General features: G+C 65.0%; 8 protein-coding genes and 1 pseudogene. 1 reads left to right on the forward strand and 8 read right to left on the reverse strand.

Translation table 11 applies throughout. The features are described 5' to 3' along the window. Positions 1 to 3 precede the first annotated feature (3 nt). The 8 genes and pseudogenes from AB4Z51_RS15295 to AB4Z51_RS15330 all read right to left on the reverse strand — a co-directional run bounded on the left by AB4Z51_RS15295 (position 4) and on the right by AB4Z51_RS15330 (position 11,102). Positions 4 to 1,406: pseudogene (locus AB4Z51_RS15295) on the reverse strand (MCP four helix bundle domain-containing protein). Between the two features lie 284 nt (positions 1,407 to 1,690). Next, on the reverse strand, positions 1,691 to 3,661 hold the full coding sequence (locus tag AB4Z51_RS15300; RefSeq protein WP_441497602.1) for a methyl-accepting chemotaxis protein: 1,971 nt from the start codon (positions 3,659 to 3,661) through the stop codon (positions 1,691 to 1,693). Positions 3,662 to 3,866: 205 nt separating this feature from the next. Continuing rightward, positions 3,867 to 5,573 (reverse strand): methyl-accepting chemotaxis protein, encoded by a 1,707-nt coding sequence (locus tag AB4Z51_RS15305; RefSeq protein WP_085402566.1) that lies wholly within the window; start codon positions 5,571 to 5,573, stop codon positions 3,867 to 3,869. A gap of 180 nt (positions 5,574 to 5,753) precedes the next feature. Further along, positions 5,754 to 7,496, reverse strand: coding sequence for a methyl-accepting chemotaxis protein (locus AB4Z51_RS15310; RefSeq protein ID WP_085402595.1), 1,743 nt, complete (start codon positions 7,494 to 7,496; stop codon positions 5,754 to 5,756). Positions 7,497 to 7,720: 224 nt separating this feature from the next. Continuing rightward, entirely contained in the window at positions 7,721 to 7,954 is a 234-nt protein-coding gene (locus tag AB4Z51_RS15315; protein ID WP_028152150.1) for a DUF6894 family protein, read from the reverse strand. A gap of 154 nt (positions 7,955 to 8,108) precedes the next feature. After that, the gene (locus tag AB4Z51_RS15320; protein WP_085402565.1) at positions 8,109 to 8,708 is read right to left on the reverse strand and encodes a hypothetical protein; all 600 of its coding nucleotides are present in this window, start codon (positions 8,706 to 8,708) and stop codon (positions 8,109 to 8,111) included. Between the two features lie 112 nt (positions 8,709 to 8,820). Beyond that, a complete protein-coding gene (gene acuI, locus AB4Z51_RS15325) occupies positions 8,821 to 9,807 on the reverse strand; it encodes an acrylyl-CoA reductase (NADPH) (protein WP_085402564.1) in 987 nt (328 codons plus the stop codon). Positions 9,808 to 9,848: 41 nt separating this feature from the next. Further along, entirely contained in the window at positions 9,849 to 11,102 is a 1,254-nt protein-coding gene (locus tag AB4Z51_RS15330) for an MFS transporter (protein ID WP_135215921.1), read from the reverse strand. A gap of 337 nt (positions 11,103 to 11,439) precedes the next feature. Here AB4Z51_RS15330 and nadA point away from each other — a divergent pair, with 337 nt between their 5' ends. After that, on the forward strand, positions 11,440 to 12,546 hold the full coding sequence (nadA, locus tag AB4Z51_RS15335; protein WP_085402562.1) for a quinolinate synthase NadA: 1,107 nt from the start codon (positions 11,440 to 11,442) through the stop codon (positions 12,544 to 12,546). The last annotated feature ends 1 nt before the right edge of the window (position 12,547 follow it).

A 12,547-nucleotide genomic window follows, 5' to 3' on the forward strand; every position in this document is an offset into this window, starting at 1 on the left:
GGATCAAGCCGCGCGGACCGACTCCAGGAACTGCGCGACCTCGACTTTGAGCCGCGTGCTGTCGGTCGCCAGCGATTTCGCCGCCGACAGCACCTCCGTCGACGCCGAGCCGGTCTCGATCGCACCACGCTGCACGTCCGTGATGTTCATCGAGACCTCCTGCGTACCGACCGAAGCCTGCTGCACGTTGCGCGAGATCTCCTGCGTGGCCGCGCCCTGTTCCTCGACGGCGGCTGCGATGGCCGCCGCCACCTCGGACAGCCGCTCGATGGTGCCGCCGATCTCCTGGATTCCGCGGCCATCCGCGCCGAATCCTGCACGCGGCGGCTGATCTCGGTGATGGAGGACGACAGCTCCTCCGAGGCGGACGCAACCGCCTGGACGTTGGTCGAGGCTTCCTCGGACGCCGCAGCGACCACGGTCGCAAGCTCCTGCCCGCGCTGCGCGGTGCTGCTCAGCGTGGTCGCGGAGGCCTCGAGCTCGGTCGAGGCCGACGACACGGTGCCGACGACCTCGCCGATCATGGCCTCGAACTTGCGGGTGATGGCGTCGACGCGGCGGCCGCGTTCGATCTTGGCCTCGGCGTCGGCAGCAGCGACTTCGTCGGCGGCCTTCTTGGCGATCAACGCCTCCTTGAAGATCTGGAGCGCATCCGCCATCGAGCCGATCTCGGTCTTCTCGCCGCGATGCGGCACCTCGGCGGAGAGGTCGCCTTCGCCAAGCGACTGCATCGGATGGATGATCGAGGCAATGCCGCGAGAAACGTCACGCACGAGATAATAGGCGGCACCGATCGCGATCACGACCGAGAACACGATGATGCCGACCAGCACGCGGAAGATCGTGGCGTAGCTGTCGGCTGCCTGCTTCGTCTCCAGCTCGGCGCCCCGGTTGTTCATCTCGATGCCCTTCTGGAGCAGCGGGTCGGCGGCCTGGGCCATCTTCGCGACCTTGGTCTGCAACAGCTCGTTGGCATCGGTCGGGAAGCGACCGACGCCCTTGCGCGACAGCGCCATGACGTCCTGCACCCCGTTCAGGTACTCGGCCCACGCCTTGCTCCACTGCTCATAGAGCGAACGCTCCTCGGCCGAGGTGATCAGCGGCTCGTAGACCTTGCGGGTCTGGTCGATGCGCGCCTGCAGCGAGGCGAGGCGCTTCTCGGCGGCTTCCTTGCCCTCGGCGGTGTCCTGCATCAGGTGCAGGCGCAGCGCGACGCGCAGCTCGTTGATGTCGGCGCGAAGCGAGCCGAGCGCACGCACGCTCGGCAGCCAGCTCTCCGCGATCTCGACGGTGTGGGAATTGATACTCTGCATGGTGCCGATCGCCATCACGCCGACGCCGGCGAGCGACAGCACGAGGACCGACAACACGGTCAGAAGCTTGAACACGATCGACAACTTCGACATCACAGCAAATCCCGATGAGACCTAGCAACGCGCAAATCACCTGCGCCGCCATCGTCACGACGGACGACAGGGCGGAAGTCAGTTCAACAATGCTGGCTGATTTTTATCCCGTAAGATTGCGCTCATAGTTGCAAACAGGCGTTAACAGGAACCTACGTGAAACTACGGAATTCGCTGTCGCCGCCGTTATATGTTCCGCAATTATTAGTTGCAGTGCAGCAGACATCGCGCGACGCCACACCGGCGCACCGCGATGCGCGGCTCGAACGGAGCAACTGACGACCTCAGGCCGCCCGGACCGACTCCAGGAAGCGCGCGACCTCGCTCTTCAGCCGGTTGCTCTCCTGAGACAGCGATTGTGCTGCCGAATGCACCTGGGCCGACGCAGCCCCGGTCTCGCCTGCACCGCGCTGAACGTTGCCGATATTGGCGGAGACCTCCGAGGTGCCGTGCGCGGCATGCTGGATGTTGCGGGAGATCTCCTGCGTCGCGGCGCCCTGCTCCTCCACCGCTGCGGCGATGGCCGAGGAAATTTCCGACATCCGCGCGATGGTGTCGCCGATCTCCTTGATCGCACCGACCGAATCCTGCGTCGCGGTCTGGATCGCGCCGATGTGCTGGCTGATCTCGCCGGTGGCCTTCGCGGTCTGCTCGGCGAGCGCCTTCACTTCGGTCGCAACCACCGCAAAGCCCTTGCCGGCCTCGCCCGCCCGTGCCGCCTCGATCGTGGCATTGAGCGCCAGCAGATTGGTCTGGCTGGCGATCGTGTTGATCAGCTCGACCACGTCGCCGATACGCCCTGCCGCCTTGGTCAGCTCCGCGACGCGCGCGTTGGTGCGCTGGGCCTGCTCCACCGCGACGTCGGCGACGCGGGCCGATTCCTGCACCTGGCGGCTGATCTCCGAGATCGATGTGGTCATCTCCTCGCTCGCGGACGACACCGACTGCACGTTCGCGGACGCCTCCTCCGAGGCCGCCGCCACCGCCGTGGCGAGCCCGTTGCCGCGCTCGGCGGCCTGGGTCAGCGTATTGGAGGACGCCTCGAGCTCGGTTGCCGCCGACGACACCGTGTCGATGATCTCGCCGACCGCGCCTTCAAACCCGTCGGCGAGGCGGTGCATGTCCGCCTTGCGCCGTTCGCGCCCGCGCGCGTCAGCCTCGGCCTGCTCCGCACGCAGCCGCTCGGCCTCCGCCATGTTGGTCCTGAACACCTCGACCGCACCGGCCATCTCGCCGATCTCGTCCTTGCGCCCGACGCCGGGGACGGAGATCGAAAGCTCGCCGCGCGCCAGCCGCGTCATCGCACCGACCATGCCGGACAGCGCCTTCGAGATCGAGCGCCCGAGGACAAAGCCGACCACGGCGAGCACGACGACGGTGAGCGCGAAGGCGATCATCATCCACATGCGCACGGCATCGCGCGTTGCGGCCTCCGCGGCGTCCGCCTGCTTGTACATGGCGTCGACGGCGGTCCGCACCTCGACCATGGAGGGTTCGAGCTCGCGGAATGTCTTCATCATGCTCGCGTCCAGCGTAGCGCTCTGCCGCGCGGTCTCGGCCCAGGCCGCGAGCTCGGACTGGTATTTCTGGAGCTTGGCCGTGATGTCGTTCATCACTGCCATCGGGACTGCGACCACCTCGATCGCCTTGGAGAATTCGACCGCGGCCTTCTTCACTTCGGCAATGTATTTGGGGTCGCGCCGCAGCATGAAGTCCTTCTCGTGCCGGCGCATCATCAGCATCCAGCTCGTCGTCCTGGGATCGTCGATCTCCTTGAGTTTCACCTCGATGTCGTGCACGGCGGCGCGGAGCGAGCCGGACAGGCCAAGCGTCTCGTTCAGCCCGAGTCTGGTCTCGGCCACGACGAGCGCCTTGAAATCCTCGGCATAGCGTTTGAAGCCGTCATGCGCCTGCCTGGTCTTGTCGGACAGCGCGCTCATACCGCCGGCCGCCATCAACCGCTCGACCTCGTCGAAATCGCGGTTGATCGGTCCCATCAGCTCGGCATGGGCCTTGGCGTAGCTTTCGTTGCGGCGCTGCTGAAAATTCTTCTCGTTGCGGCGCGCCTCCAGCATCTCGATCGTGAGCTGCTTGTTCAGGTCAGCGATCGCGCGGGCGCGGTTGGCAACGGTGCGGGAGGCGTCCTGAGAGAGGCTGCCGATCTCGTAGATCGCGCCGAAGACGACGAGACCGACAAGGCCGAAGAGTCCGATCGCCATGACCTTGTGGGTGAGGCGAATGGAGAAGCCGCTCATTGAATGTGCTCCGATACGTTCGATACGCAATACAGGGAGGGCGACTCGGCACCCGAATATTGCGAGATCATGACTGCATCGGTTTTCCGGAAGGTTAACCGTGCAGACCTTCTCACCGCGGCATCGGCTGCGGACGCATGCGAACCGCCACGCGTCCTCGCGCGGMGGTTGCAATCGGCGGACGATGGGGTGAGGACGGCCGCCCTCAGGCGGCGCGCACCGTGGTGAGGAACTTGCCGACCTCGAGCTTGAGGCGGTTGCTGTCGCCGGACAGCGACTGCGCAGCCGAAAGCACCTGCGACGACGCCGAGCCGGTCTCGCTCGCACCGCGCTGCACGTCGGTGATGTTGGACGACACTTGATGGGTGCCTTCCGCCGCCTGCTGCACGTTGCGGGAGATCTCCTGCGTCGCCGCGCCCTGCTCCTCCACCGCCGCCGCGATCGCCGAAGAGATCTCCGACAGCCGTTCGATGGTGTCGCTGATGTCCTTGATGGCGCCGACCGACTCCTGGGTAGCAGACTGGATGCCGGAAATCTGCTGGCCGATCTCGCCGGTGGCCTTCGCGGTCTGCTCGGCAAGCGCCTTCACTTCGGAAGCGACGACGGCGAAGCCACGGCCAGCTTCGCCTGCACGCGCAGCCTCGATCGTGGCGTTGAGCGCCAGCAGGTTAGTCTGGCCGGCGATGGTGTTGATCAGCTCGACGACGTCGCCAATCCGCGTTGCCGCCTTCGACAGTTCGCTGACACGTTCGGTGGTGGTGCGGGCCTGGCCGACGGCTTCGCTCGCCACGCGCGCGGATTCCTGCACCTGGCGGCTGATCTCGGTGATCGAGGACGACAGCTCCTCGGTCGCCGAGGCCACCGACTGCACGTTGGTGGAGGCTTCCTCAGAGGCCGAAGCGACCACCGTCGCAAGCTGCTGCGCGTGCTCCGCGGTCGAGGTCAGCGTCGTCGCGGAAGCCTCGAGCTCGGTCGAGGCCGAGCTCACGGTCTCGATCACCTCGCCGACGGCGGTTTCAAACTGGTCGGCAAGCCGGAGCATGTCCTGGCGACGCTGCGCCGCGCTGCGCTGCTCCATCTCCTTCTGCTCGGCTTCCATCCGGATCTTGGCAAGGCCGTTCTCCCGGAACACTTCCGCGGTCTTGGCGACTTCGCCGACTTCGTCCTTGCGATCAAGGCCGGCGATCTCGACCTGATAGCGGCCGGAGGCAAGCTCCTGGAGCACACCGACGATCATGCGGATCGGCCGCGCGATGCCGTACTGACCGATGATGAAGCCCAACGCGCCGCCGATGATGACACCGAGGCCTGCGAGGATGATCAGGAAGCGTGACGTCGATTCATACTGCTCGCGCGCTTCCTTGCTCTTCTCCTCGACACGCGTATTCAGCCGATCGGCGAGTTCGCGGATCTTGCCTTGAAGGTTCTCCGCAGCGGTCCTGCTCTTCATCGCGATGTCGCGCAGCTTGTCTGCGCTGTCGCTGAGCTTCGCCGACTTCTCGGCATCGACGGCCGCGAGCGTCGTGTCCATCTGGCTCTTGTAGGCCGAGAACGCCTCACGCACGCCCGGGAGCAGCGTCTTGGCCTTCTCGTCCGGGGTCTGGCTGACCTCGTCGAAACGCTCCTGATACTGCTTGAGCTGGGCGTTGATGACATCACGCGCGGCGAGGCGATTGTCGTCACGCGGATCAAGCGCACTGCGGAATTCAGCGCGGTTCAGCGCGATGACGTTCTGGTTGGCGCGCGCGGCGAGCAGGGCCCGCTTGGCCGCGGTCGACATCACGTCGGCCTTTTCGCTGAGATCGCTGAGGGCGGAGACGCCGATCCAGGCGATCGCGGCGCCGATCCCGCACAGCAGGAGGACGATCCCGAGGATCTTGCTCAGGATGCGGAAGCGGCCGAGAAAATGCATGACTGGAATCCTTCATGGACGTTGCCGCTCAAGCGGCTGAATTCCCATGAACTTCGTCCAAAAACCATTCCGCTTCCCTTAACCACGTTTGCCGTAGAAACACGGAGTTTTCACCGCGATCGACGCCGCTCTTGCGTTCCGAGAGTTGCGCAGGGAGCAAGGCTCTCCCTGCGGTTTTGGTCAGGCCGCGCGAACGGTACCCAGGAACTTGCCGACCTCGAGCTTGAGGCGATTGCTGTCGCCGGACAGCGACTGCGCCGCCGCCAACACCTGCGAGGACGCCGAGCCGGTCTCGCTCGCGCCGCGCTGCACGTCGGTGATGTTGGACGACACTTGATGGGTGCCTTCCGCCGCCTGCTGCACGTTGCGGGAGATTTCCTGCGTCGCGGCGCCCTGCTCTTCGACCGCAGCGGCGATCGCCGAGGAGATCTCCGACAGCTTCTCGATGGTGTCGCTGATGTCCCTGATGGCGCCGACCGAATGCTCGGTCGCGGCCTGAATGCTGGCGATCTGCTGGCCGATCTCGCCGGTCGCCTTCGCGGTCTGCTCGGCGAGCGCCTTGACTTCGGAGGCGACCACGGCAAAACCGCGGCCCGCTTCGCCGGCGCGCGCGGCCTCGATCGTGGCGTTGAGCGCCAGCAGGTTGGTCTGRCCGGCGATGGTGTTGATCAGCTCCACCACGTCGCCGATCCGCGTCGCCGCCTTCGACAGCTCGCTGACACGGTCGGTCGTGGTGCGGGCCTGGCCGACCGCCTCGCTGGCGACGCGCGCAGATTCCTGCACCTGGCGGCTGATCTCGGTGATCGACGACGACAGCTCCTCCGTTGCCGACGCCACCGACTGCACGTTGGTGGAGGCCTCTTCGGAGGCCGCCGCGACCACGGTGGTGAGCTGCTGCGTGCGCTCCGCGGTCGAGGTGAGCGTGGTGGCGGATGCTTCAAGCTCCGTGGAAGCCGACGACACCGTACCGACGATCTCGCCGACGGCGCCTTCGAAGCTGTCGGCGAGCCTGCGCATCTCGGACTTGCGCTGCTCGGCCGCGAGCTGATCCTGCCGCGACTTGGCTTCCGCGTCCTCTCGCGCCTTCTGTTCGGACACGATCTTGAATTTCTCGACGGCACCGGCGACTTCGCCGACCTCGTCCTTGCGGCCGAGGCCCGGCAGCACCACGGAGAAATCGCCGCCGGCGAGCTTCTCCATCGCCGCCGTCAATGCGCGCATGGGCCGCGCAATGCTGAAGACGGAGAAGATGCACGCCCCGATCAAAACCAGCGCGACCAGCACGCCGGCGACGAACGAGGTCCGCGCGACGGACGCGGCCTCAGCTTCGGCTTCGGCGCGGGCTTCGGAACTCTTCTGCTTGGCAAAGTTGATGATCTCGTTGGTCAGCTCCGAGATCTCTTCGTTGATCGGCGCCAGCATCTCCTTGCGGATGCGGTCGACCTCGGCCACGAGCTTTGCGAGCGGCGCTGCGGCTTCACCGTCCTTCTTCGCGCTCAGGGCGAGCTCCTGCTTGCGGATCGCTTCGATCTGCTGTTGCCCCTTGCTGAAATTGCCGACCAACACGATCAGGCGGTCGATCCGCTTGTGATTCTCCGGCGAGCGCGACAGCTTCGCCATCTCGTCCGCGAATTTCAGGGCCGCGGTCTGCCGATCGTTGAAATAGGTGACGGCCTTCTGCAACTCGGCCGGCGACGTGGAGCTCAGGATGTCACGAATGCCGATCTGCATCCCGCGGACCGACGCCTTGGCTTCCGCGGCGCTTTGCGCGATCGACTGCTGCCCCGATGCCCCATTGCTGAGCTTCTGAACCGCAGCGTCGCCGTTCATCTGGAGGACGATCATCAGCGCGACGAGCGCGATGGTGAGTGCCGAGGTCACAGCGAGCTTGGTGCCAATTCGCAGGTTCTGAATGAACATCATCGACATAATCCCCGGATACGCATTGCCGCGCCGACGCGCGTGAACAGTCCGGGAAGGCTAACCGCGAGGTTACTCATTAACGTTAAGGGTGGCCGCGGCAGCCTGGGTAGAAATACTGAAATCGTGCTTAAACTACTGCAGTTGCACACTTTTCACGTGCAATGAAATGGAACTCGCGGATTTGCACGCGCTGGCGTCCGTTAACGGTTGCCCGTTCGCGGTCATCAGCACACGGTCTCACCGACCAGGCTGACGCGGAAGACCGGCTTCTTGTTCTCGTCGAGCAGCTCCATGCTCCACTTCGCGTTCGGCTTCAGGTTGCGCGCGATGCTGCCGAGCAGGTTGGCGCAGACCTCGCTCATCTCGGCCCAAGCGGCGGCGCGATCCTCGAACTCGTACGGCTGGTCGGCGGCGCCGGAATAACGACCGGTGCTGATGCGAAAGAAATACAGCGACATCGTAGTACCCTTGCACCCCCCGGCCCTGCGCAAACTGGGACGCGAGTCGCTACCAAGGCATGAAAGCCGCCGTCCGTATGACTACGGCGCGGCGGCTTGGTGACCGATGAATATTTTCAACGACAAAATGCGCGGGCGGTCCCGCGCAGCCAGCTCACTGGGTCGAGCGGCGCAATTCCAGCGGAGCGTCGTTCCTGGCGGGCTCCGATCTGGCTTCGGACTTCACCGGCTCGAGCCGGCTGCTCTCGACACGCGGCGTCTCGACGCGCGCGGCGACTTCAGTATTGGACGCAGCGACCGAACCGGTGCGCTCCGAAGAGCGCAGCGAACGCGGACGCGCCACGGCGCGCGCCATCAGCATCTGATTGCCGCCCTGGTGGTGGAAGTCGCAATAGGCGAAGCCCATGCCCGACACCGAGCCGCGGAAGCTGCGATCGTCGGTCTTTTCCAGGTTGAAGCAGGGCTCGAACGGAATGCCCTTGATCGAGGCGCAGACGTTCTGCCCGCGGATCTGGAGCGTGTTGCCGGGCAGGCGGAGATGCTTCACCGGGCCTGCGCCCGAGAACTGCACCGCGCCGGCGGCGCCAAGGTCGTCGAGGATGCGGCCTGCGCCGCGGGTACCGTCGAAGCAGGTGAACGCGAACACCTTGCCGGCAACGAAGCGGCGCGCCTCGTCGGCGTTCATGCTTCCTGCAATGGCCGGCACAAACGTCGCTGCCGCCGTGACAGCCCCCAACACAATACGCGCAAGCATGCTCAACTCCGAACCAACCCCAGCGCGGGCGATGCCTTATCTCTTTACCCGCTGCTTACCATACTAACCAAGGCAACATTGAAGCAGCTTGGTTGGTAAAGTCTGAACGCCGTTAGACAATTTTTACCACGATGCGGCCGCGGACCTGGCCGGCGAGTATTTTCGCGCCCCATTCCGAAACTTCCTCGATCGGAATTTCATGAGTAATTTCAGATAGTTTTGTCCGATCCAGATCCGAGGCCAGACGCTGCCAGGCGGCTTTCCGCGGCTCGATCGGGCACATCACGGAATCGATGCCGAGAAGGCACACCCCGCGCAAAATGAAGGGTGCGACAGAAGACGGCAGGTCCATGCCGGCCGCCAGGCCGCACGCCGCGATTGCGCCGCCATACTTCGTCATCGACAGGAGATTCGCGAGCGTGGTCGAGCCGACGCTGTCCACGCCGCCCGCCCAGCGCTCCTTGGCGAGGGGCTTGGCCGCCGCCGACAATTCATTGCGGTCGATGATCTCGGCCGCACCGATCTCTTTCAAATAGTCGGCTTCCGAGGCGCGGCCGGTCGAGGCGATGACGTGATAACCGAGCTTCGAGAGCACGGCGGTGGCGACCGAGCCGACGCCGCCGGCCGCGCCCGTCACCACCACAGGGCCGCTCTTCGGCGACAGGCCGTGCTTCTCCAGCGCCAGCACCGACAGCATCGCGGTGAAGCCGGCCGTGCCGATCGCCATGGCGTCGCGCGCCGACAGGCCCTGCGGCAAGGCGACCAGCCAGTCGCCCTTGACCCGCGCCTTCTCGGCATAGGCACCGAGATGGGTCTCGCCCACGCCCCAGCCGGTGCAGACGACCTTGTCGCCCGCCTTCCATTGCGGATGGGAGGAGGTTTCAACCGTGCCGGCGAAATCGATGCCGGCGATCATCGGGAAGCGACGCACCACCGGCGCCTTGCCGGTGAGCGCGAGGCCATCCTTGTAGTTCAGCGTCGACCATTCCACGCCGACCGTGACATCACCGTCCATCAGTTCGGCGTCGTCGAACTGCGTGAGTGCGGCGGTGGTGCCCTTGTCCGCCTTGTCGATCCGGATCGCCTTGAATGTGGCCACGACTGAACTCCCTGGACTTGTTTCAGGGGATGTTTAGCCGATCAGGCAGGCTGCGCAACCGCTCGCTGAACCGGTTTCTCGACGATCGGAAGATTGATCAGCGCGGACAGCACGCCGAACAGGATCGAGAGCCACCAGATCGGCGTATAGGAACCGAACTTTTCGAACACGATGCCGCCGAGCCAGACGCCGAGGAAGCCGCCGACCTGATGGCTGACGAAGGCGAAGCCATAGAGCGTGGCGAGCCAGCGCGTGCCGAACATCAGCGCCACCAGCGCCGAGGTCGGCGGCACCGTCGACAGCCAGGTCAGACCGGAGACCGCACCGAATGCGATCGCCGAGAACGGCGTGATCGGGAACGAGATGAAGGCGAGCGTCGCAAGCGCGCGCGTGAAATAAATCGCGGAGAGGATGTAGCGCTTCGGCAGCGAGTTCTGGAGATAGCCGACGCTCAGCGATCCCATGATGTTGAACAGGCCGATCGCCGCGATCACCCAGCCGCCGGTTTGCGTCGAGATGCCGCGATCGACCAGGAACGCCGGCAGATGCACGGTGATGAAGGCGAGCTGGAAGCCGCAGGTGAAGAAGCCGAGCACCAGCAACACATAGGAGCGATGGCCGAAGGCTTCGGCGAGCGCTTTCGTAAAGGTCTGCTCATCCGCCGGCGCCGTGTTGGCCGTGGTTGCCACCGGCGGCGTCGAGAGCGCCAGCGACAGCGGGATGATCAGCAGCATCAGGAAGCCGAACACGGTGAGCGCCTGCTGCCAGCCGAAATTGTCGATCAGCGCGACGCCAATGGGCGCGAACAGGAACTGCCCGAACGAGCCCGCCGCGGTGCCGGCACCGAGCGCGAGGCCGCGCTTCTCGGCCGGCAACAGCTTGGTGAAGGCCGACAGCACCAGGTTGAACGAGCAGCCGGCGAGACCAAAGCCAACCATCACGCCCGCGCCGAGATTCAGCGACAGCGGCGTCGAGGAATAGCGCATCAGCAGCAGGCCGCCGGCGTAAAGCAGCGCGCCGACACACATCACCCGGAACAGGCCGAAGCGATCGGCGACCGCGCCGGCAAGGGGCTGGCCCAATCCCCACAGCAAATTCTGGAAAGCGATCGCGAGGCCGAACACGTCGCGACCCCAGGCGAATTCGTGGCTCATCGGCTGCACGAAGAACCCGAGCGCCGAGCGCGGGCCGAAGCCGAGCATGCCAATGGCACAACCGCAGAGAATGATGATCGCCGGGGTGCGCCAGGTGGAGGAACGCGAGACCGGACCGAGTTCGCCCGCTTGAGTGGACATGGGTTCCTCATCAGTCGCTGGCGGATCCGGAATAGGCAACCGCGAGTCAGGCGTTTAATGCAAATGCATGAAGATCCCAAGTCAAAAATGATTGCGTTCCACGAAGGGCTGCCGCCGGAGCATTGCGTTTCATCGCGGCCCTCCCCGACGCGCCGGGCGCGATTTGACGGGAATGTGTGCGGCTGGGGCTAGCGGCCTGCTCAGGCGCGTGTTATCTTTGATTTACTCAGATTGAGTATATGTGAGCTCTAGCGAAACCCACCGGCCCTCTCGGCCGGATTTCTCAGACCCTATATATACTCACATGGAGCATAATTAGCATTCACGGGAGGCTTCGATGCCCATCACTGGAATTTACGGCCCCGACGACTTTGCCAACCGGCCGCAGGGCCAAGTCCCCGCCCCTCCGCGCGCCATAGCAGCGCGAACCGGCCCCGCGCTGCCGAAGCCCTCACTGGAATGGACTGCGGACGTCGAGCGGGCCACTGCACCGCTCTATGAGCGCGTGAAGCACGTGATCCCCCCGATCGAGTGGCCGCTGATGGCGCCGACGATCAAGGCGATCAACGAGCTGAAGCAGGCCCGGGGCGCGGTCATCCTCGCGCACAACTATCAGGCGCCGGAGATCTTTCATTGCGTCGCCGACATCGGCGGCGACTCGCTGCAGCTCGCGGTCGAAGCGACCAAGGTGAAGGCCGACATCATCGTGCAATGCGGCGTGCACTTCATGGCGGAGACGTCAAAGCTGCTCAACCCGGACAAGACGGTGCTGATCCCAGATAGCCGCGCCGGCTGCTCGCTCGCGGACAGCATCACGGGCGCGGACGTTCGCCTGCTCCGCGAAAAATTTCCCGGCGTGCCTGTCGTCGCCTATGTCAACACCTCCGCAGAGGTGAAGGCCGAGGTCGACATCTGCTGCACCTCGTCGAACGCGGTGCAAGTGGTCGAGAGCCTGAACGCACCGACCGTGATCTTCCTGCCCGATCGCTACCTTGCAACGTATGTCGCCTCGAAGACCGACGTGAAGATCATCGCCTGGAAGGGCGCCTGCGAGGTGCACGAGCGCTTTACGGGCGAGGAGCTGCGCGCCTATCGCGACGCCGACCCGTCCGTGCAGATCATCGCGCATCCCGAATGTCCGCCTGACGTGCTGGCGGAAGCCGATTTCACCGGCTCGACCGCGCACATGATCAACTGGGTGCGCGAGCGGCGGCCACGGCGGCTAGTCATGATCACGGAATGCTCGATGGCCGACAATGTCCGCGCCGAGCTGCCTGACGTGGAGATGCTCCGCCCCTGCAATCTCTGCCCGCACATGAAGCGTATCACGCTCGCCAACATTCTGGACAGCCTGCTCACGCTTGGCGAGCAGGTCACGATCGATCCCGCGCTCGCGAAACGCGCGCGGCGTTCGGTCGAGCGGATGATCAATCTGAAGAATTGAG

Source organism: Bradyrhizobium sp. 2TAF36 (assembly GCF_052114925.1).
Taxonomy (GTDB): domain Bacteria; phylum Pseudomonadota; class Alphaproteobacteria; order Rhizobiales; family Xanthobacteraceae; genus Bradyrhizobium; species Bradyrhizobium barranii.

Bases quoted from the DNA above. Each gene is read 5' to 3' on its own strand.
- nadA (WP_085402562.1), top strand. From the start codon at position 11,440: ATGCCCATCACTGGAATTTACGGCCCCGACGACTTTGCCAACCGGCCG.
- AB4Z51_RS15330 (WP_135215921.1), bottom strand. From the start codon at position 11,102: ATGTCCACTCAAGCGGGCGAACTCGGTCCGGTCTCGCGTTCCTCCACC.
- AB4Z51_RS15300 (WP_441497602.1), bottom strand. From the start codon at position 3,661: ATGAGCGGCTTCTCCATTCGCCTCACCCACAAGGTCATGGCGATCGGA.
- AB4Z51_RS15320 (WP_085402565.1), bottom strand. From the start codon at position 8,708: ATGCTTGCGCGTATTGTGTTGGGGGCTGTCACGGCGGCAGCGACGTTT.
- AB4Z51_RS15315 (WP_028152150.1), bottom strand. From the start codon at position 7,954: ATGTCGCTGTATTTCTTTCGCATCAGCACCGGTCGTTATTCCGGCGCC.
- AB4Z51_RS15305 (WP_085402566.1), bottom strand. From the start codon at position 5,573: ATGCATTTTCTCGGCCGCTTCCGCATCCTGAGCAAGATCCTCGGGATC.